At 44.8% G+C, this 21427-nt stretch carries 15 protein-coding genes; 2 read left to right on the top strand and 13 right to left on the bottom strand.

Annotated features, from left to right (window positions below; genetic code table 11):
- Window position 1: 1 nt before the first annotated feature.
- The 5 genes from ACHZES_RS21025 to ACHZES_RS21005 are packed head-to-tail and all read right to left on the bottom strand — an operon-like array spanning window position 2 to window position 5202.
- Window positions 2-1522, bottom strand: coding sequence for an ABC transporter ATP-binding protein (locus tag ACHZES_RS21025; protein WP_395546524.1), 1521 nt, complete (start codon window positions 1520-1522; stop codon window positions 2-4).
- 53 nt (window positions 1523-1575) lie between these two features.
- Complete coding sequence (locus ACHZES_RS21020; RefSeq protein ID WP_395546522.1) at window positions 1576-2724, bottom strand: BMP family ABC transporter substrate-binding protein; 1149 nt, start codon at window positions 2722-2724, stop codon at window positions 1576-1578.
- 33 nt (window positions 2725-2757) lie between these two features.
- Window positions 2758-3471, bottom strand: a complete 714-nt coding sequence (gene deoD, locus ACHZES_RS21015; RefSeq protein ID WP_395546521.1) for a purine-nucleoside phosphorylase — start codon at window positions 3469-3471, stop codon at window positions 2758-2760.
- 38 nt (window positions 3472-3509) lie between these two features.
- Entirely contained in the window at window positions 3510-4571 is a 1062-nt protein-coding gene (gene mtnA / locus ACHZES_RS21010) for an S-methyl-5-thioribose-1-phosphate isomerase (RefSeq protein WP_395546519.1), read from the bottom strand.
- Window positions 4572-4587: 16 nt separating this feature from the next.
- Complete coding sequence (locus ACHZES_RS21005; RefSeq protein ID WP_395546518.1) at window positions 4588-5202, bottom strand: class II aldolase/adducin family protein; 615 nt, start codon at window positions 5200-5202, stop codon at window positions 4588-4590.
- Window positions 5203-5455: 253 nt separating this feature from the next.
- Between ACHZES_RS21005 and ACHZES_RS21000 the strand changes: the two genes are divergently transcribed.
- Window positions 5456-6181 carry a GntR family transcriptional regulator gene (locus tag ACHZES_RS21000; protein WP_395546517.1) on the top strand — a complete coding sequence of 242 codons (726 nt, stop codon included), beginning with the start codon at window positions 5456-5458 and terminating at the stop codon, window positions 6179-6181.
- Window positions 6182-6309: 128 nt separating this feature from the next.
- Here the strand turns inward: ACHZES_RS21000 and ACHZES_RS20995 are convergent, their stop codons facing one another.
- The 3 genes from ACHZES_RS20995 to ACHZES_RS20985 all read right to left on the bottom strand — a co-directional run bounded on the left by ACHZES_RS20995 (window position 6310) and on the right by ACHZES_RS20985 (window position 10381).
- Window positions 6310-7401 carry a PTS transporter subunit EIIC gene (locus ACHZES_RS20995; RefSeq protein ID WP_395546515.1) on the bottom strand — a complete coding sequence of 364 codons (1092 nt, stop codon included), beginning with the start codon at window positions 7399-7401 and terminating at the stop codon, window positions 6310-6312.
- A 115-nt stretch (window positions 7402-7516) separates the two neighbouring features.
- The gene (locus tag ACHZES_RS20990) at window positions 7517-8932 is read right to left on the bottom strand and encodes a hypothetical protein (protein WP_395546514.1); all 1416 of its coding nucleotides are present in this window, start codon (window positions 8930-8932) and stop codon (window positions 7517-7519) included.
- 33 nt (window positions 8933-8965) lie between these two features.
- Complete coding sequence (locus ACHZES_RS20985) at window positions 8966-10381, bottom strand: hypothetical protein (protein ID WP_395546512.1); 1416 nt, start codon at window positions 10379-10381, stop codon at window positions 8966-8968.
- A 316-nt stretch (window positions 10382-10697) separates the two neighbouring features.
- On the opposite strand from ACHZES_RS20985, the gene ACHZES_RS20980 reads away from it, so the two are divergent.
- Window positions 10698-15905 (top strand): SpaA isopeptide-forming pilin-related protein, encoded by a 5208-nt coding sequence (locus tag ACHZES_RS20980; protein WP_395546511.1) that lies wholly within the window; start codon window positions 10698-10700, stop codon window positions 15903-15905.
- Window positions 15906-15980: 75 nt separating this feature from the next.
- Here the strand turns inward: ACHZES_RS20980 and ACHZES_RS20975 are convergent, their stop codons facing one another.
- The 5 genes from ACHZES_RS20975 to ACHZES_RS20955 form a co-directional block, all read right to left on the bottom strand.
- Window positions 15981-17297 (bottom strand): ABC transporter substrate-binding protein, encoded by a 1317-nt coding sequence (locus ACHZES_RS20975; RefSeq protein WP_395546510.1) that lies wholly within the window; start codon window positions 17295-17297, stop codon window positions 15981-15983.
- A gap of 32 nt (window positions 17298-17329) precedes the next feature.
- Window positions 17330-17998: a response regulator transcription factor gene (locus tag ACHZES_RS20970; protein ID WP_038277367.1), complete on the bottom strand. Its 669-nt coding sequence runs from the start codon at window positions 17996-17998 to the stop codon at window positions 17330-17332.
- The gene (locus tag ACHZES_RS20965; RefSeq protein WP_038277365.1) at window positions 17991-19304 is read right to left on the bottom strand and encodes a sensor histidine kinase; all 1314 of its coding nucleotides are present in this window, start codon (window positions 19302-19304) and stop codon (window positions 17991-17993) included. The genes ACHZES_RS20970 and ACHZES_RS20965 overlap by 8 nt, the downstream gene beginning before the upstream one ends.
- A 9-nt stretch (window positions 19305-19313) precedes the next feature.
- Window positions 19314-20261: a sugar ABC transporter substrate-binding protein gene (locus ACHZES_RS20960; protein WP_038277364.1), complete on the bottom strand. Its 948-nt coding sequence runs from the start codon at window positions 20259-20261 to the stop codon at window positions 19314-19316.
- 186 nt (window positions 20262-20447) lie between these two features.
- The gene (locus ACHZES_RS20955; protein ID WP_038277362.1) at window positions 20448-21416 is read right to left on the bottom strand and encodes an ABC transporter permease; all 969 of its coding nucleotides are present in this window, start codon (window positions 21414-21416) and stop codon (window positions 20448-20450) included.
- Window positions 21417-21427 lie beyond the last annotated feature (11 nt).

Genomic DNA, 21427 nt, shown 5'->3' with positions numbered 1-21427 from the left:
ATTATGCCCCCTCCTCTTTTCTCAAAGTTCCACCGGTCATTAAAAGCCCCATCTCGATCTCTGACATCTCTCCCGGCATGCTTTCGGAGACAATGCTGCCTTCATACAGTACCAGTATGCGGTCACTCAGCGTGCGCACCTCGTCAAGGTCCGGTGAAATCAACAGAATCGCCTTCCCAGTATCCCGTAAGCTTATCATCTGGCTATGAATATATTCGATGGCACCGATATCAACTCCACGGGTCGGATTGGCAATGATTAACACCTTCGGATCCCGGCTGAATGCCCTGGCAATCACGATCTTCTGCTGGTTTCCGCCTGATAGATTGGCGGCGTTTGTAGCGGCAGACGGTGCCTTAATCAGGAACTCATCCTTTAGCTTCTGCCCATACGATTTGATTGGCACGGACTTTAGCAGCCCTTTGTTATTGAATTCCGGTTCTGTGTGATACCCAAGAATCAGATTCTTCTCAATCGACATCTGACCGACAAGCCCTTGCTTTAGCCGATCCTCCGGCACATGGGCGACTCCTCGCATAAGGAAAGTCCTTGCATTGCCGCTCAAGGCTTCTCCCTCTAAAGTAAGGTTCACGCTGTCCGCCTCCAAACAGCCGGTCAGTACCTTAATAAGCTCCGACTGCCCGTTGCCCTCAATACCCGCAATTCCCAGAATCTCCCCTTTATGTACTTGGAAATTGATATTGTTTAACTTTTTCTTTCCGTGAACTGTTAGGTTTAAATCGCTTATCACCAGGCTGACTGAACCGATCTCCTTTGCGGCATGCCTCACACCCAGATCGACTTTTCTCCCCACCATCATCTCCGATAAGAATTCCACCGTTACGGAGGACGGCTTTAAATCACTGGCCGTAATTTTGCCGTCTCTGAGCACCGCGATCCGGCTGGCCAGAGCCATGGTTTCCTTTAATTTATGGGTGATGATGATAAAGGACTTCTTCTGCGCGTTTAACTGGCGCAGGATATCAAACAGTTCTTCCACCTCTTTCGGTGTCAGAACCGCAGTCGGCTCATCGAGAATAATCACATCAGCCTTACGGTACAATGCCTTCAGTATCTCCACCCGCTGCTGCTCACCCACCGACAGTTTCTCAACCAGTGCATTGGGGTCAATGTTAAAGTGGAACTGTTCAATCAGCGCGGCCACCTCATCTCTCGCCTTTTGCATATTAAAAAATAACCCGTTATGAGGCTCACTGCCCACCACGATATTCTCGGCTACGGTAAAGGCGGGCACCAGCATAAAATGCTGGTGCACCATGCAGATGCCCATATCAATGGCATCCGCAGGTTTCCTCATATCTCGTTTTTCCCCTTTATATTCGACGACGCCGGCATCCGGCTTCGTCATTCCATACAGCACTTTCATCAGTGTGGTCTTGCCCGCGCCATTTTCTCCAAGCAGCGAGACGATCTCCCCTTCATCAAGCCAGAAATCCACGTTATCAAGTGCAACAGTTCCGGGATAGCGCTTGGTTATCCCCGTCATTTTCAGCAAGTTCATATAATAAACTCCTTTTGCAACAATTCCCCTAAGTTCTTCTCCGCATTTAACGATTAGCTTCCGTAGCTGTTATTCTTTGTCCATTCGTCGATCTGGTCGATATCATTCGGCAGTTTGAATTTTCCGTCGATGAACTGTTGTTTGATTTCCTCTGTCTTGTCGATAATATCCTGAGGGATCTCCACACCGGTACCGTCGATAAAGTATCCGCAGGCGCCATCCTTTATACCCAGCTGGGTTGCTCCAGCCTGCCAGGTTCCGTTCATAATCGAGGATAATTCATAATCCAGAAATGTCTCCATCTTTTTTAAGGATACAGATAAGGTATAACCCGGAGTTATTGTCGCCGTAGAGCTGGCGATCACATAGCGTCCGGCCTCCTCACCGGCCGCAAATACACCCATACCGGAGGCCCCGGCATTCTGGCAGACGATATCCGCTCCGCGCCCGTAAGCTGTCATAGCAATCTCTTTTGCTTTGGCCGGATCCTTATAAGAGCCTATGTAATTCGTGATAAATTCCACTTCCGGATTGACATACCGTGCGCCTGCCATAAAGCCGGCCGCCTGAGCCCGCGAAACCGGGGAGTCCATGGCGATGGCAAAGCCAAGGACATTCTCCGGATTTGCCATTGACATGCGCTTGTCCTGTGTCACCAGACCTGCGATCACTCCGGATAGGAAATGCTGTTCCGGATGTAAGGCGCTGAGGGAATGGATATTATCCACATCATCCAACACCGTATCCAAAATCGCAAATTTCTGATCCGGATAATCCGGTGCTACCAGCCGCAGTGCGTCGGCATGGGCATAGGCCACACCGATAATCACGTCATATTCCCCTGAATCGGCGTACATACGGAACTGTGTCTCATAGTCGTTGATTGCTTTCGGCTCGACAAAGTCAAAACTGATTCCGTATTTTTCACTAAGCTTTACACACGCCTGATGAATCTCCATATTATATCCGTTGTCACCGATACCGCCCAGATCGAAAACAACGGCAAATTTAAAATCATGATCAGCTTCATTTTTTGCAGCGGCAGGATCGGCAGGAGCACCGGTGGATGTTTCAGTCTCTGACCGGGTATTTTTTGTATCTGCCGGGTTCTCGCTGGTAGCGACATTTTTTCCGCAGCCGGTAATCATCACAGCAATCAGGGGTATTAATGCAACAATGCCGATAAATGGTCTTTTTTTCATAGTTTTTAACATTCCTTTCGATTTTTATTCTTTTCACACCATATCAAGTGCAATACTCATCATCTGCGTAAAACTGTTCTGCCGTTCCATGGCACTGACCTTCTCCCCAGTGAGCACATGATCCGACATTGTTAAGATTCCCAGAGCATTTTTTCCTGCCCGCGCCGCGACGATATAGAGCGCCGCGATCTCCATCTCCACGCACAGGATGCCAAGCTTGCGCCAGTTTTCCTGATAGGAAGCATGTTCGGGATAAAAGATATCCGATGACAGGACATTGCCCACCCGATATCCGGCGCCGGCTGCTTCCGCCAGCTCTACCGCCCGGCTAAGCAGCGGGTAGGATGCGATAGCGGAGTAGGTGCCCTGCAGCTGAAACTGGTCTGCATAAGGGGTGTTGTAGCATGCCCCCATGGCGATTACGATGTCTTTCACATGCAGATCTTCCTGCATTGATGCTGCGGTTCCGACACGGATGATATTCTCCACATCATAGAGGTTATACAATTCCCAGGCGTGAACTCCGATGGAGGGCGCCCCAATTCCGTGCGCCATCACTGAAACTTCCTTTCCATGATAGGTACCTGTATAGGCATACATACACCGGATGGAATTGACCTCCCTGACATCTTCCAGATAATGATCCGCAATATATTTTGCCCGCAGCGGATCTCCCGGCATAATTACCGTTTTTGCAATTTCACCTTTTTGCGCCGCAATGTGATGCGTTGGTGCCTTTAATTCCATAATTATCTGTCCTTTCCATTTCCTTTATCTTGTCAGGCTCAGTCTTTCCACAGCGCCTGCAGATGTTCGTTATAATTTGGCCGGATCACGCCTTTTTCGGTAATAATGCCGCTGAGCAGCCGGTTCGGTGTCACATCAAAGGAGGGATAAAGTGCCTTGGTACCCGGTTGCGTGATCGGCTGCCCGTTCAGCTGTGTGACCTCCTTTGAATCCCTGTACTCCACGCCGATATCCAGTCCCTGCTTCAGAGCAAAATCAATCGTATGACTGGAAGTTGCCGTGTAAAATGGTACCTGGTTGTCCTTTGCCGCCAGCGCATGCATATAGGTACCTATCTTATTTAACAAATCACCATTCGACGCTACCCGGTCAGAGCCGACCACCACTTTCTGAATCATTCCGAGTTCCATTAGATAGCCGGACATGCCATCCGTGATCAACGTATGGGGGATGCCGAATTTTCGCAGCTCATAAGCGGTTATTCTAGCCCCCTGCAAATATGGGCGGGTCTCGCTGGCAATCACATGTATCTTTTTTCCCTGTTCAAATGCCGTCCGGATAACTGATAAAGCCCGTCCTCCATACCCGGAACCCGCCAGTGCGCCGGAATGGCAATGCGTAAGAATCGTATCTCCATCCTTAATCAGTTCTGCCCCGTATGCACCCAGCCGGTGTTCAAATTCCAGTTGCTTTGTCAAGATATCGGCAACCTTTTCTTCCACCTTCTCAACCACCTGATCGCCTGGCAGATCTTTTATGAAGTCCAGCAACTCGTCCACAGTATTCATTAAATTAACCGCCGTGGGTCGGGTGCTCTTAAGCAGCTCTCCCGCTCTGGCAATCGCATTCTTATCTCCGCCGGATTTATAGCTTTCAAGCAGGATGCCGTATGCACCGGATATTCCGATTGCCCCTGAGCCGCGCAGTGTCATGGTCCGGATAATATCCGCCAGCTGCTCTACATCCTTCACATCGATAATCTCTTCCTGAAGTGGTAGCTTCAGTTGATCGATCACTTTTAACCGTCCGCCCTCCATCCAGATGGGCAGAGCCAGATTCTGTTCTTTCCAGCTCTGTATTAACTGTTCAATTGTCGCCATGTTTATTCTCCTTGCCTTACAGTGATAGTTGTTTAAAGTAATCGATATGTGTGCTCACATTCAGGCTTAAGTAAGCCTGCTTTGCCGTCCCTTCAATCAGGTCGGCCATATTAAACGCACCGATGAGCGATGCACCTACCGTACAGATACCATGCTGTTCCATCAGGATCCCTTTGATCCCTGGCTTTGTCTTAAATGCCTCTATCACATTTTCCTTTAACTCCACCGAGCCGGCTGGCGCGGCTGCCACGCAAGGAATCTCGCCAAGATTTTTTTTGGATGTCACCGTCGTATGCGGCAGACTGAGCCGCGAATCTGCAAATGCGATGGAATAACAAGGATGGCAGTGCACCACTGCGTTCACATCTTCACGAACCTTCATAATTCCAATATGGAAGTTCACCTCCTTGGAAGGTACTCCCTCCCCGTCAATGACACGGCAGTCTTCATCAACAATCAGAACATCATCTACGGTCATCTCACCCATGTTAACCGCTGTCTTTTTTATGGCAAAGTAAGGACTATTGGGCACGCGGCAGCTGATATTTCCCCCCGATGCCTGTGTGTACCCTTTCTGATATGTCAGTCTTGAAATATGAACCAGCTCTTCTTTTACCTGTGTGTAATTCATAAGATTCCATCTCCTCCTTTAATCTAGTTGCGAACTTGGTCGTCCTACCTCTATAATAGTGATTTTGTTGATACAAGTCAACACATTTCCCAAAAATTTTGTCTTAACTCGTGATATTTGGTGGATATTCACTAAATCATGATTATTTTTTATATAAAATCAACAAAGTCATTCGTCGTCCTACAACTATACCTTGCCATTTTCCGCAAAGTTCATTATAATTATTTCATACACACAGGAAAGGAGCTTTACTATGAAATTGACAACTCTGTCCCTGTTCAGCCAGGCAAAAACTGAAATCACCAATTTAATCACTCAGAATTATACCTTTATGAGCAGACTTCCCTCCGAACAGCAACTGGCCGAACAGATGGGGATTAGCCGAAATACCGTTCGAGAGGCACTAAAAGCGCTGGAGAATGAGGGAGTAATTATTTCCAGGCACGGGGTCGGCACATTCGTTATCAATACACCGGGCAACTTAAAACATAATATCGCCGTATTGAACAGCACCACCGATATCATTGCCAACAACGGATACCGGCCCGGCTCAAAGAACATTGCTTTTGATAAGAGATTGGCACCCGCTGAGATCTGTAAACGATTAAATTTACCGGAAGACCAGGAATTTCTGTTTATCAAACGTGTGCGCAGTGCGGATGATAAGCCAATCGCTTATGTCGAAGACTATATTCCCTATCAGGATGGGATGCTGGAGGCCTTCTCAGCCGATATCGAGGCACCCCTGTTCCCCTGGCTGAACCAGTTCGGAAAGAAACCCGCTTTTTCAAACTGTACGATACATTCCGTTCTCAGCACTCCTGAGCATCAACAGTACCTGGCACTTACAGAACGGACCGGATTACTGCTCTTGCAGCAGAGCCACTATTCCAACAAGGGAGAGCTCATCCTCTACTCAGACAGCTATTTCCTCACCAGCGAATTGGAATTCAACTTAGTCCGGCGTTCCCTGGACTAAAACGGTGGGTTCCATTGTGTTTGATACAACATAACGAAGAAGGACAGGCATAAAACCGCCTGTCCTTCTTCGTTATGTATACTATTCATTTTTATGTTTGGATCTACGCCAGCGACGTTGCTCTTTCATCATTCGACTTCTAAAGCAGTTCCGTCATGGACCACTCCCGGCTGGAATATCGTCAGCAAAAATGCTGTTAAAAACCCAGCGAAGCAGCTAACTATAAACAGCCCAAATCCTTCCCCCAGAAAAACAGGTAATGTAATCAGGCTTGGAAATGCAAAGGTCATTGCCTGGGCTCCCGAAAATCCCGCTATGGCTCCTCCCACTCCGCCACCGATGCATACCGCGATCATAGGTTTTTTCAGCGGCAGGTTCACGCCGAACATGGCCGGTTCCGTTACTCCAAAACAGGCAGACACTACAGCGGACAAACAGAGAGACCGTAATTTTTTATCCTTGCTTTTCAAACACACTGCAAGTGCCGCACCTGCCTGGGCAAATACTGCCGGCCCTATCAAAGCCAGTATCGTATCCGAGCCCTTTACAGTAATATTGTTCATCGCAACCAGCACAAAACTCCAGTGAAATCCAAAGATAACCATAGGCTGGATCACTGCTCCTAAAATCGCTCCGGCAATCATAGGACTGATCTCATATGTAAACTCATAAGCTGCGGCCAGTCCATCTCCAATGATATTTCCAATTGGTCCAAATACAAACAAGGTGAACAGCCCAACAACCACAATACAGGTTAAAGGAGTAAAAAACCCTTTTATCAGATCCGGCAATATTTTATTCATCAACCGTTCCACATATACCAGCAAACCTACCGCAAGGATAATCGGGATTACACCGGAATGATATATAACGGCTTTCATGGGTAAACCGGCAAAAAAGATGTTTGTACCCGCTTCAAATACTTTCGTAAGAGAAGGATACAAAAGTACCCCTCCAATAACCACCGCCGTAAATGGATCAGCACCAAACTTCTTTGCTGCCGTAAATGCCAGAACCATAGGCAGAAAATAAAACAAACTGTCTGCCATGGCATTTAACACCATATAAGTTTCACTTGTTCCTGACAGAATATTTGCTGCAGTAAGAATCGCCAATATTCCCTTCAATATTCCTGCTGCGCTTAAGGGGTTAATAATGGGCAGAAATATTCCCGAAATCCCATCAATCACAACATTAATCATAGACTTTTTTTCTTTCATGCGTGCCTTCTCCTATTGTAAAACGTTCTCAGCTAAAGCTTCCTTTGCCGCTCCTGCCATTGTAGCACATTTTATACGATTTTCCATACGTATTTTCTTGTCAGCTCCGGAATATTTAAAAACCAATTCCATCTAGGTTTTTGGACACCGCATCGAGATAGACCTGCCATAAGTCAGGGCTAAACTCCAGAATTCTCATCTCACTGTTTTCTATTTTCCTGCTTAGAATGTCATGAAACAGATTCGTTTCAAAGCAATGGATTTTTTCATTCTTATAATTATGATCAATCATATAGATCACATTTAGCCCCTGTAAACAAAAAACTGCCGTTTTCGGCTGTTCACCATCTAAAGCTCTCACTATATCGGAACTTTTATCATTAATAAAGGAATTAAACCTTTGCAGGTATTGGATACGCCCCTGGGGCGAAAAATCCACGGTGCCAAAGAAAGGTACAACGGCTCTTCCTGAGGCGCAAAATTCAAGCATCGCACTGACTGACATGAAAAAAACCGTTTCCCTGTCCAGGATTCCCCGAAAAAAATCCAAAATGGCTCTCTTTGAGGTTTCTCTGCCTTTTACAGATTCCAAATCTTTTTCTTCAACTAAATATCCCATGGGTATAAAATTATATACGGCGTCTACATGCCTGTCCGTCAGTCTGGAGAGAATGTAAGGATTTTCGTCTAGCGCCCCTGCCATTTCCCTTTCGCTATAGCTTATTTTTTGGGCATCATTTTTTAAAATTGAATTTATGAATATATTTAAATAGCCTTTATCGATAACAAAGGTCATAAGGGGCATTCGGTCCAAAGGCAAGCTGAAAATCAGTAGAAATTCCCCCTTTAAAAGCAAAAAGGAGCAGTTCATTTCCTTTGTGATTTCCCATAAATCCATATCTACATACTCTTGCGCCTTAACGATGGTGGAAAGAAGGCCGTTTTTAAAATCGCCGGATGACGTCTCAATAGAGGACATTTTAAAAAAGTAGTTAAAGGCAGACCTCTCCCGCTTCCGCGAGTTTGATAGTTTTATCTTCGGGAAAATATCAGAATATGCCTGGTCAAAAAAAGGAATATTACTGTAGAACTCCAGAGGAATGCCATGATTGTCTGTGATGCAGTCCGAAACAAGCACGCAGAACATGTTCAGGATGGTTTTGCCTCCCATAAAGCTTTCTTTCCTGTTACGAAAGCTTAAATTTCCATTGTTCTCCTCATCGAAGTCTTTATCAAAAGCATATTCTATGGCATATGACAGAAACTTTTCCAGCTCATATCTGGAGTTGAAATCATATATGACCGGAAAAATATTCATAAATTTCGTATAACAACCATAGCCATACAGGATCTCAGCAAAGTAAGCGGCAGCCTGCCTGCTGAATTCTCTCTTCTCCTTCAGTAAGGGCAGCCTTGCTCCTTTTAAGATCTTACTTAATCCACTAGGAGTCATATTCATACTAATTGCAAAATCTGTTTTCGGCGTCTGCGCAATATCAATCAATTCCTCCAGCAATTTACCGCTTTTCATTTGTCTATTCTCCACTGTCTACCATTTATGTTTTTATAAAACGGATCCACCTAGGTTCTTTGACATCTCATCGAGATAAGCCCGCCATAAGTCAGGGCTGAAATCCAATAGCTTCATCGTACTTTCTGATGTTATCCTGCTTAACATATCATTGAACTTATCCGTTTCAAAACAATGGATTTTCTCGGTCTTATAATCATGATCGATCGTATAGATCAGATTTAGCCCCTTCAAACAGAATACCGCCGCTTTTGGCTGTTCGCTGTTCACGATCCTGACTTTGTCCGAACTTTTATCGTTAATAAAGGTGTTAAACCGCTGCAGGTATGGGATACGCTCCACGGGCGGAAAGTTGATGGCTCCAAAAAGGGGAACAATGGCTTTTCCCGTAGAACCAAATCCTATCATCGCATCCATCGTCACATAAAAAATGGTTTCTTTGTCTAGGATTCTATGAAAAAGTTCCAGAACGGCTCTCTTTGAGACCTCTTTGCCATTCACAGGCTCTAAATCCTTTTCTCTGACTAAATAGCCAATGGATATAAAATTATATACGGCCTCCACATGCTTGTCCCTCAGTCTGGTAAGAATCGATGGATCTGTTTCTAAAGCCGCGGCTGCTTCCCTACCGCTATAGCTTATTTTCTTAGCATCCTTCTTTACAAGCGAATTAAAGAATATATTCAAATAGCCTTTATGACTGACAAATGTCATAAGGGGCATCCCATCCAACTGAAGGCTGAAGATCAGAAGAAATTGCCCTTTTAAAAGTAAAAAGAAACAATTCATTTCCTTTGTGATTTTCCATAAATTCAGATCCACATACTCCTGTGCCTTGACGATGTAAGATAGGAGGTTGCTTTTATTATCGCCGGCTGACACCTCTATCGCAGACATATCAAAAAAATGGTTGAAAGGAGCTCTTTCTCTCTTCCATGCATTTGATATTTTTATCCTTTGGAAAATATCGGAATACGAATGGTCAAAAATAGGAAGGGTACTGTAAAACTCCAGGGGGATATCATGATTGCTCATGATGTGGTCGGATACAAGCACACAGAACATGTTTAAGATAGTCTTTGTTCCCAGAAAACTGGCTTCCCTGTCAGGATAGCCCAGGTTTCCATTGTTCTCCTCGTCAAAATCATGCTCTAAAGCATATTCTATGGCATAAGCAAGAAACATTTCCAGTTCATATCTGGAGCTGAAATCATATAGGACCGGAAAGATTTGCATAAATTTCAAATAACAGCCATGGCCATATAGGACTTCCGCAAAATAGGCAGCAGCCTGCCTGCTGAATACCCTTTTTTCCTTCAGCAAAGGCAACCTCCCTCCCTTTAGTATCTTGCTTAATCCGCTCGGAGTCATATTCATGCTAATTGCAAAATCAGTTTTCGGCGTCTGCGCAATATCGATCAGATCCTCCAGCAATTTACCGGTTTTCATCTCTTACTCCCCCACCATTTCTTCTTTTGGAAAATATTGTAACATGTTTTTTTCCCTTTGTCTATTTTCGTGTAACTAAATGGAATCTATTTTCCTATTTTGGAAAATAATGTTACACATTTTTTTATTCCTGTCCATTTCTTGGTAACATTTCTTTAAAACTTTCAAGCGACAAGAAAAGCCTCCCTATATAATCACTATAGGATTCTTTACGCTAAATTAGGATACAGGGCGGAAGAATTACTATTCATATAAGGCCGTAATTTACAGGCATACGATATTAAGTAAATGAAGGCCGTTAAAAGGAGGAATGAGATTGAAAATAAGGAAACAAAGACGGCTGATAAGCTGGCTGTTGGTATTGATGTTGGTGTTGAATGTATTTTCGCCGCTCAATATTGTATGGGCTGGAGGGTCTACTAAATCAAACAGCGACTTTGACAGCGTAATTAAGATCCATACCGACGCAAAGGTTGCAAGCAGCAGTGAGGCGGACAAGCCGAAAGAAGAAACGGAAACGGAAACGGATGAACCAGCTGATACTACCGATGTGGATGGAACTGATGTTCCAAAGTTGTCCACATCATCCATGGCTTCTAAGCCGGTTCTATTTGAGGCCGATCCTGAGGATGTGACAGAAATACTTACTGAAACTATGATAGCACTAAGACAAAATAATAAAGTTTTAGAGGACGGAGATACCATAGACAGAACAAAGGATCTCTCAGCGATCATTTCTTTCCGGGTACCGGTACAAGGTGATGAACCAACACCCGCTATTTATGTTAACAAACATGATAAGGCACATTTTTCATTAGGAAAACAATTTTCTCTAACAGGTGGTACAACCATACAAAGTTTAAAATTCGGTAAAATACTGATTGGTCATCTCACGCTGAGTCAGGGAACTGATTCAGAGGAGGGAGAAGTCGTTGCTGATATTATATTTGATGGAGAAAATTCTGTTTTTGATGGCTCCGATCCCACCATTAATACCGTGCGATGTGAGTTTACCGCAAATTTAAAATATAATGAAACTGGTGATGGTGTAGATGGAAAGGAAGTAATATTAAGTGTTCTGGATAAAACGTTTACCCTACAAGTGCCTGGGGCTACGATTGATTATGCATTAGAAAAAAAGGGCAGCGTAGATCTTGCCAGCAAAGAGATCACCTGGACGGTAACAATTGAGGCTTCAAAGTTAGAAAAGGCCATTGATCTAAGCGAATACATCTTTGAAGATGATTTAACTATTGTAGGAGACTTGGTTCCCGGTTCTTTCACTGTCTCCGGTGACACCACTCCGGCATACAGCTATAATAAGGACGATAAGAAACTGAGTTATACCTTCCCGGCAAATTCTATTAGCCCTAAAACAATTACCTTCAAAACAAGTATTCCTGATAAAAATTATTATGGCAGCGGTAAACAAACGGTTACAAATGAAGCCGTACTGAAAGATCAAACCAATACCGTAGTAAAAAATAACTCTGGCCAGGTCAATTTTACGCCGCCAAAATGGATTGAAAAATCAGGACAAACAAACGATAAAGGTGAAATTGGCGGTGATTATAGTCCCTCAGGCCGTACAATTACATGGACGATTATTGCAAACCATGAGGGGGCTGACCTTAAAAATGTTGTAATCACTGATAAATTGCCAGAGGGTCTGACATTTTTAAAAGCAACATTGTACAATCCCGCGGATGATCTTACCGGATCCAGTATTACTCCCACTGGTAATGATTACGAGCTTGGCAATATTAATTCAAAAGTGAAATTGGTAATTGAAACCCAAGTACCAGATACATCCAGTACGACGACAGAAGCAACATACACAAACCATGCATCGATCACTTGGGAGGACTTCCCAAGCGGTGTATCAGGCGGCAAAATAGAGACACCTGGCGTTGGTATTACAATCGGATATGCTGCCATTAAAAAAACAGGTGTCCCGGATCCTAAAAACCGAACAGTAAATTGGAAAGTCACCGTGGATGCAAGAAATCAATCAGACCTTACTAATCTTAAAGTATATGATCTTCTTGTTTACGGGGACAGGGGCTTCGATGCGGCTAAAATCGATAGCTGGCCTGCGGGAATCACTGCAAATCATATTGATCCTAAGACAATCCGATATAATCAGAAGTATAATGAAAACTTCAAGGATGACGGAGGTTCCGGTGTTGAGCTCTTTAGTATATATACTCTTACACAAGATGGCACCCCGGTTGCAGACCTGCTGGAATTCACGAATCTGTCCAATACAAGATCTAATGTTTTTTCCTTTGACACCCTTGTATTGAACCCGGATATCTTTGCTAGCAATACGAACAAACGTATCTACAATACAGCTATGCTGTTCAATGGTACTACAAAGCTTGCAGAAGCAACTGCTGATCCAGAATACAAAAGTAAAATTCTATCCAAAGAAATGCTTAAGCGCGATGCATTCCCTGACCCTACGGCAGTCGAAAACGCAAACATGGTTACGACAAACGCTGCCGATGGTTTTAATTATCAAGAGAAATCGGTGATCTACCGCCTTAGTGTAAACGCTGATAACATGGATTTGACTGGAAGTCAAAAGGATGTGAATGGAACTCTGATGGGGGCTGCCACTGTGACTGATACCCTGCCGGTGGGTTGGGAATTCTCAGAGATTATCCCCGGGCAAGATTTTCTGATTTTTGAAGCTACCCCGAATAGCAGTCCATTAGCGGCGAAGAACAAACTGGATACTGTAGCTGGGATGACTGTAGCGTTTGACCGCACCAAATCTCCGCAAACAGCCTCCTTTACCTTCCAGACACTGAATAAACCTTATGTTATTTTGGTGAAAGCAAAACCCACCGAAGACACAATTAAAGATTACTTCAGTAACAGCAATACCAACACGGTAAGAAACAGCTTGGGATTAAAAACAGAAAACTGGCAGCCAGGTGTATCCGTTAATCGGGATGTTTCTATTTCTAATAAAATATTTAATAAGGCGGATGGATTACGTAAGGAAGATGGTGTAGTGGAATGGACATTAAAATACATGCCATATGAATTATCACATCCTGGTCAAAGAAAGATAGAGGACACCCTGCCCATCGGCCTTGATTTACGCATGGATAAAAACGGAAACTTACTGCTGGAAGACAATATCACAGTAAAGGAAATGACTCTGAAGCCTGATGGCAGCTATGAAACAGGCAGTGAAGTTTCTCTTGAATTAGGCAAAAATATTTTTTATAACAACGCCTTACATATGCTTACCTTTATCATACCTGATAACAGCAAAGCATACCAGCTGACTTATTTAACAGACGTTACCGGCCCTGTCGGTGATGGTTTGTCTAATACCGCAAACCTAATCGCTGAAAGCGGTAGTATATCCAATGACCAAAAGACTTATTTCGTTCTTTCTCAGGATGGCTCCGCCACCTTACAACGTAACGGCTGGTTGGATATTTTCAAAACTGATGGTGCTAATATGCCGCTCCCTGGTGCAAAGTTTACGCTCTTTACATCAGATGGAACTACCGTAATCCGAGAGGGAATCAGCGATCGTGACGGTAAAATCAGACTAAAAGTCATTCCTGACGGAACATATCTTCTGAAAGAAACGGCTCCGCCTAGCGGAGGATATTCGTTGGAAGGTGTAACTCACACTGTCACTATAACAAGAGATGGTTCCACTATTACCACTTCCATTGATGGAAAAACAGGTGCCAATTCTAACGAATTACATGTACAAAACTTTAAAGACAGCGACATCGGAAGCCTGACCATCAGTAAGACAGTTGAAGGCAATGCTGGTGACAGGGACAAAGCGTTTACTTTCCACGTAACAGTTGAGGGTGCAGGTGACAGAAACTACCCCAGCAATATAGGGAACATTCTTTTCACTAATGACAATGCAACCCTCCTACTTAAACATGGCGAAAACATCACGATCTCCAACCTGCCCAGTGGCGCCGAATACAAAGTAACAGAGGATGCAGCTTCCTTAGATAACCACTTGCCGACCTACACCGGACAGAACGGAACCATAACCTCCGGAGTACCACAGGTCGCAACCGTTACGAACACAAAGAACGAGGTTTCCATCTCAAAGCGTGACGCAGCAAGCGGAAACGAACTCCCCGGAGCAACCCTTCAGCTATGGAAAGACGACACGAAAGTAGATGAGTGGGTTTCTGAGAGCACACCTCATATCATTTATAACCTGCAGGATGGAATCTACAAATTAGTCGAGATAACCGCTCCAAAAGGATATCTTACGGCCGAGGAAATCCTGTTCACAGTCACAGATGGGAAAACTACACCCGTTGTTATGTTTGATAGCCATAAGGACGAAATTGTCATCTCAAAACAGGACATAACAAACGGAAAAGAGCTTCCAGGAGCAACCCTTCAGTTATGGAAAGACGGAATAAAAATTAATGAATGGGTTTCTGAAAACAAGCCTTATATCATCGAATACCTGGAAGATGGAACTTACGAGCTAGTTGAGATAGCCGCTCCAAAAGGATATCTTACCGCTGAGAAAATCACTTTCATTGTGAAAGATGGGAAACCAGATAAGCAGATTATTATGCTTGATAAGCCAATAGAAATCTCCATTTCCAAACAGGATATAACAAACGGAAAGGAGCTTCCAGGAGCAACCCTTCAGTTATGGAAAGATGGGAAAAAGGTAAACGAATGGATTTCCGATAATAAGCCTCATATCGTCAAATACTTAGAGGATGGAACCTATGAGCTTGTTGAGATAACCGCTCCAAAAGGATATCTTAAGGCCGAGAAAATCACCTTTATAGTAAAAGATGGAAAAACGGAAAAACCGATTATTATGTATGATAAACCGGTGGAAATCTCCATCTCCAAACAAGACATAACAAACGGAAAGGAGCTTCCAGGGGCAACCCTTCAGTTATGGAAAGACGGCAAAAAAGTAAAAGAATGGATTTCTGAGGACAAACCTCATGTAATAGAAAAACTGGAGGATGGAACTTACGAATTAGTTGAGATAAGCGCTCCAAGGGGTTATCTTAAGGCCGAGAAAATCATCTTTACAGTGAAAGACGGGAAAACGGACAGTCCAATTATTATGAAGGATAAACCCTATACCCCATCAACCGGCGGCGGCAGCGGCGGAGGTGGCGGCGGACCCAAACCACCCAAACCAACAACTCCTACAACCCCAATTGAGCCTAATACGCCGGAACCAGCTCCAAAGCCAAAGGAAGAATTGACCCCTCAGGAACATTATGATGTCTACGGTGAAGTACCGCGAGGCTATATAATCGGTCCAGACAACAAAGTTCACACACCCCAGGAGCTATATGATATTTGGGGTCAGGTACCTCTTGGATATATGGTAGGCGTGGATGGCCAGCTCGTTCCTCTTGGCCTCCCAAAAACCGGCGATGACTTAAACGGCAGTATCGTCATTTACGGCCTGCTTTCTATCTCAGCACTTTTAGGCATGGTGGTTTCCGTAAGCATTCTGCGGAGAAAGCATACCGGCTGATAACTGCTGAAGAACGCTACATCATAGGAATAATCTGAGAGGAGGAAAATCATTCAATGATTTTCCTCCCCTCCATTATTTCTGCTGCTGCAAATATTTACTAATTGTCCTCTGGAATATCTTCATACTGCTGTCAACATTCTTATTCTCCTGCAAAATCTTAGATACTTCTCCATCGGCCAGATTCATAACCTGCTGGTACTGTAATAATCTCGGCTCAATGATTCCATTCTCAATGACATTACACAGCAGCGTACTGCTGATTACCTGCTCTCCCTCATCCATATCTTCCTGAATGATATTCGCCCCTTCTTTCGAGGAAGCTACGCTCTTTAATGCCGGAACGCCCTGGGAGTAGAGAAACACATCCATCTGCATTTCCTCCGTATATGTCAGCTGTTTCAAAAATTCCCATGCCAATCTTTCATGCTTTGTCTTACTGTTGATCCCCATTAGAAGAGCATCTACTTTTGATATGTTCTCCCCCTCCCTGCCCGCCGGGAAGGTAATGCAGTCCCACTGGAACCTGGTGTACTTCTTGATCCGGTAAGGATAGGTCTTGTAAGTGCGGTATTCTGCAAAGGTCAGCGGCATAAATGCTACCCCTCCCTCATTAAAATCTTCCTGCGTGACACTCTGCCCCTGGTTTAGGTCGTTCAGCCGTTTGATATATTTGATTGCATCTAACACCCGGCTGTCTGTAAAGGACAGTTGGTCCTGTCTTTCATCATACAGCTTTCCTCCGCTGGTGTAAAACGCATCCCGCCAGCTGTAATTATAAGTACCGAACTGGTCCAGCAGTCCGTCCTTATCCGTGTCCTTTGTCACCTTTCTGCATATTTCGTACATATCTTCCCAAGTCCAGTCTTCCTTTGGCATCTGGATACTCTCCTTTGCCAGAAGAGACTTATTTACAAACATCAGGGTGGGAACTGTTTCATAGGGAAGGGCATACTGGCGTCCATCGCGCCGGCCTGTATTCAAGGCCGTTGAGAAAAAATCTTCTTTATGAAATGCATGATCCCCGGCCATCAAAACATCCAGATCCTTCATAACGCCCAGGGAGGTGAATTTATCAAAATCGGAATCCAGAACCATGAATACATCCGGCATTTTTCCTTCCAAAAGCTTTCGGGCGCACCATTCCGAATAATCCTCCTTTGCAATTCCACTGTAATAATGAATTTTCACATTTGGATGTGACTCCTCAAAACATTTCACCGCTTTGTCTATGATTTTAAAGCTGTTGGCACTGGCTACATCCCAGTTGCTTCCTGTGAACATGCCAAATTCCAGGACTATTTTCTTATGCTGATCGCGGTAAATCAAGACCGCAGCAATCAGTGCCCCTAGGAAGACACTCATGCAAAGGCGCTTTCTCCACTTCCCCATTTTTGCTTCCCCTTTATTCTTCTATTCACCTTCTAAGTTTCTATCCGCTTTCTTACATTGGTCTGGACAGCCCAGATAGCCAGCTGGGTACGGTCCCTTAAATCCAGCTTATTTAAAATCGTACTCAAGTAATTGCGGACTGTTCCCTCAGAAAGGTTCAAGGTCTTTGATATTTCCTTGTTGCTGGCCCCCTTCTCCACCTGGGCGATGATCTTCCATTCCGTTCTGGTCAGTTCGTCCATGTTCTTCTCCCGAACAGATATGGTATCATCTGCCTGAGCCATCTGTGAAAAGAAACGAAGTACCTTTGCCGCAATATCCGGATTGATCATTGCCCAGCCATTGTAAACCGTTGTTATGGCTCCCACCAGCTCATCCATGGAAACCCCCTTCAGCATGTATCCGCTTGCCCCGTATTTCAGTGCATTATACACGTATTCATCATCATCAAAGGTGGTCAGAATAATGATCTTGATCTGGGGATAGCTTTCCTTAATGATCTTTGTACACTGCACACCGTCCATCTTTGGCATCCGCACATCCATTAAAATCACATCCGGCACGTTCCTCCTCACGCACCGGATCACCTCCTGACCGTCTGCTGCCACATCAGTCACCGTCATGTCCTGCCTGCTGTTTAATACAATCTGCAGGCTCTGACGGATTAATTCCTGATCATCTGCAATCAATACTTTAATCATAAGTCTCCCCCCTCCGAATCGGTATTCTTGCATTGACGATAAACCCATCGCTTCCGTCAAACGTCACAACTCCGCTTAACATCTTGATCCGTTCTTTCATGTGCTTTGTCCCAAAGCCGTTTTTCATTTCCTTACAGCCGATGCCATTGTCCTTAATCTGAATCAGGATGTCCTGATTTTCCCTTTTCATGGTGATCCAGATCTCCTTTGCATGTCCGTGGCGCATGGCATTGGTGATTCCTTCCTGAACCACACGGTAGATGGCATTTTCTTCATCTTCATCAAATTTTAAATTCTGGACCCTGCAATCAAAATAGATCCTGGTTTCTGACACAGCATTAATATCCGTGACCATCTTGTTAATGGCATATTCCAGGCTGAAGCGCTCCAGGGCATCCGGCCTTAATTCGCTGACTGAGCGGCGGATATCCTTTATCCCATCCCTGGTGACCTTAGAGATCAGCTCCAACTGCTTTTTGGTCTGCTCCGGGGAAGTCCCGATCATGGTTAGGCAGGCATCGATTCCTGCTGCGATCCCGGTCAGGGTATGGCCAAGGGTGTCATGAATCTCTCTTGCCAGGCGGTTCCTCTCCCTTGTCTCAGCCATTTTTTCCGCCATTTGGGAATATTTTTGAAGTTGCTCGTTAACTTCCTGAAGCTTTTCATTGAGCCCGTGAATCTCATCTAGATTTCCCTGTTGTTCGTTGATGATGTTGACACAGTATACAACAAATACAATGACATTTAAGGATACCAGAATATTGTAGATACTTAAAAGGTACTGCTGCACCGATGCACTGTAATAAGAAATATAATCCTGGATGGAATACAGTCGGTAGGAAATGGACAATAGTTCATAGTCTGCCAATATGAAGCTTCCGATTGCAACAGCAGCCAGGATATACCTGGATTTTCCGTTTTTCACATACATGATGACATTGGAAAATACCAGAAGAAGGATTCCGTTATAGTTGAAATTTAAAAGGATGATGATCATAAAGCATAGAAAGAAATCCGCCACCAAACTGGTAAGGATGACCTTGTTGTTATTGGGAAACAAACGGTCCCGGATTATCATGCTTAAGGTAAGCAGCAACAAAAGTAGGGCACAGAGCCAGATCTTTGCATAAGGATACCACACGATCGCCTGTATCCCGTTTAAAAACTCCCTTGCAGCGTACACTCTTCGGATTTTTTCTATTGTCCGATAAATAAAAATGCTGATTCCCATGACCGATATCACGTTTAAAGCCAGAATCACCACCTGAAGGAGGCCGATCCGGCTGTTAATTTTTTTTGCTTCCATCTCTTTTACCTACTGCCAGCCGTCAATTTCGTAACTATCAAGATTATCCTTTGTGATCAAAGTGCTTGGCAGGCTTATGTATTTGTCCACCGGTTCTCCTGCCAGATACCGGTATGCTGTTTCTGCCGCCACCCTGCCGATGGACTTGGGGCTTTGGGCGCTGGTCCCGGTTACGTAACCCATATCCAGGATCGCTTTAAAATCAGGAGAACCGTCGATCCCGTAGATCAGGATCCCCTCCTCCCGCCTGGCCTGCTGCAACGCGGCAAGGGCTCCAAGAGCCGTAGGATCATTGCCGCCCAGGATGACATCAAAGTCAATGTTTTTACGCAGAATTTCTTCCATGACTTTGGAAGCCACCTCAATTTCCCCGGCAGCTGCATGACGGTACACCACGCGGTAATTGTCATTGCCCGCAATTGCATCGGTAAATCCCCTGGAACGATAGGTGATGGACATCTGAATGGGGTTGTCCAGGATTACGATATTGGCGGATTTCTTCCTCTTCATCATATCCAGGGCACAAATTTGCCCTGCCTGATAATTGTCCGTTTCTATGATGGATATGACAGAATCCCTGTCCTTTACCGCGGTGTCCACATTGATGACGGCAACTCCTGCCTTTTTACATGCATCAAGGGCAGGGGAGACAGCCTCCCAGTCTACCGGATTTAAAAACAGCATGCTGATTCCTTCATGGATTAATTCTATTATCTGTTCATTCTGTTTTTCCTGGTCCTGAAGAGGATCCCTTGTAAGAAGAATATCCCCGTTGGCTACTACCACTTCTTCGATCCCCTGGTTTAACACGTCAAAATAAGGGTTGTTCCTTGTCATATAGGTCGCACCAAAAAGGAGGGCCTCGTGCTGCTTGGGGCCTCCCTCATTTCCTTTGCATGCGGACAAAAGGGGGGATATTGTCATGATTAGAATGAATAATACTGCCCTTGCCTTCATGTGGTTACTCCTCAAATGTGGTTTTTTCCATTATATCATACATCCGCAGTGCAGCGAACGAATCCTGAGGATTCGTTCGCTCACGGGCATTCGCCCTATGAAATAGGACTGAAAAAGATTTTCTTATGTGCAAGCACAACGAAAATCTATTCCTGTCCTATTTCGCACTGCTCATTGAACGTGATTTTAATCCTTCTTTTTGTTTCTTAAATAGTCGATGAATACAGCCAGAAGAATGACAATGCCCTTTACGACATATTGCCAGAAGGAATTGACATTCATCAGGTTCAGCCCGTTGTTTAGCACACCGATAATCAGGCCGCCGATAATGGTTCCCCCGATCTTTCCGGAACCGCCTGCCATGGAAGTACCTCCCACCACCACTGCTGCGATGGCATCCATTTCCGCCCCGTCACCTGCTGTAGGCTGCCCGGAGTACATGCGGGAGGCCAGTACCACACCGGCAAGACCAGCCATAATACCGGAATATGTATGAACCAGAAGCTTTACCCTGGCTGTGCTGATGCCGGAAAACTTCGCAGCCTGGGCATTGCCTCCCACAGCGTAGATATGGCGGCCCAGCTTTGTCTTATTCATGATTACCGCAGTTATGATCAGGACAAATACCAGAAGTATGACCGGCGTGGGAACACCTCCGATGTAGCCGGCGCCTAGAAACTGCCATGCCTTTGTGACCACCCGCACTGGTGAACCGCCGGTATAGACATATGCCAGACCCTTCGCCACGTTCATAGTCGCAAGGGTCACGATAAACGGCGGGATGGTAGTCTTTGAAATAACCACCCCATTCATCATGCCTACCGCCATGCCGATGAGGATGCCAATGATGATGGCTGCAAAAATAGGAAGGTTATAACGGGCCACACAACCAGCGGCCACACAGCCGGACAAAGCGATGATCGAACCAACGGAAAGGTCGATGCCTCCCAATATAATGACCATGGTCATGCCGCATGCCAGGAATAAGTTTGAAGAAATCTGCCTTAACACATTGAACATATTCTTATGTGTCAGAAAGGCGCCGCTGGTTTTTGGAAATATGGATAAGAAAATACACAGGATCAGCAATGCCCCGATAATACCGATATTGTCTTTCAAATATTGTTTTATATTTTTTTGAAGTCTTGTTGTCATTTGATTTTCCC

This window comes from Lacrimispora sanguinis, from assembly GCF_044987295.1.
GTDB classification, from domain to species: Bacteria; Bacillota; Clostridia; order Lachnospirales; family Lachnospiraceae; genus Lacrimispora; species Lacrimispora celerecrescens_B.
Note: the sequence above shows the minus strand (reverse complement) of the source record. Positions and strands in the feature narration are given on the sequence as shown.

Bases quoted from the DNA above. Each gene is read 5' to 3' on its own strand.
- ACHZES_RS21025 (WP_395546524.1), bottom strand. From the start codon at position 1,522: ATGAACTTGCTGAAAATGACGGGGATAACCAAGCGCTATCCCGGAACT.
- ACHZES_RS21020 (WP_395546522.1), bottom strand. From the start codon at position 2,724: ATGAAAAAAAGACCATTTATCGGCATTGTTGCATTAATACCCCTGATT.
- deoD (WP_395546521.1), bottom strand. From the start codon at position 3,471: ATGGAATTAAAGGCACCAACGCATCACATTGCGGCGCAAAAAGGTGAA.
- mtnA (WP_395546519.1), bottom strand. From the start codon at position 4,571: ATGGCGACAATTGAACAGTTAATACAGAGCTGGAAAGAACAGAATCTG.
- ACHZES_RS21005 (WP_395546518.1), bottom strand. From the start codon at position 5,202: ATGAATTACACACAGGTAAAAGAAGAGCTGGTTCATATTTCAAGACTG.
- ACHZES_RS21000 (WP_395546517.1), top strand. From the start codon at position 5,456: ATGAAATTGACAACTCTGTCCCTGTTCAGCCAGGCAAAAACTGAAATC.
- ACHZES_RS20995 (WP_395546515.1), bottom strand. From the start codon at position 7,401: ATGAAAGAAAAAAAGTCTATGATTAATGTTGTGATTGATGGGATTTCG.
- ACHZES_RS20990 (WP_395546514.1), bottom strand. From the start codon at position 8,932: ATGAAAAGCGGTAAATTGCTGGAGGAATTGATTGATATTGCGCAGACG.
- ACHZES_RS20985 (WP_395546512.1), bottom strand. From the start codon at position 10,381: ATGAAAACCGGTAAATTGCTGGAGGATCTGATCGATATTGCGCAGACG.
- ACHZES_RS20975 (WP_395546510.1), bottom strand. From the start codon at position 17,297: ATGGGGAAGTGGAGAAAGCGCCTTTGCATGAGTGTCTTCCTAGGGGCA.
- ACHZES_RS20970 (WP_038277367.1), bottom strand. From the start codon at position 17,998: ATGATTAAAGTATTGATTGCAGATGATCAGGAATTAATCCGTCAGAGC.
- ACHZES_RS20965 (WP_038277365.1), bottom strand. From the start codon at position 19,304: ATGGAAGCAAAAAAAATTAACAGCCGGATCGGCCTCCTTCAGGTGGTG.
- ACHZES_RS20960 (WP_038277364.1), bottom strand. From the start codon at position 20,261: ATGAAGGCAAGGGCAGTATTATTCATTCTAATCATGACAATATCCCCC.
- ACHZES_RS20955 (WP_038277362.1), bottom strand. From the start codon at position 21,416: ATGACAACAAGACTTCAAAAAAATATAAAACAATATTTGAAAGACAAT.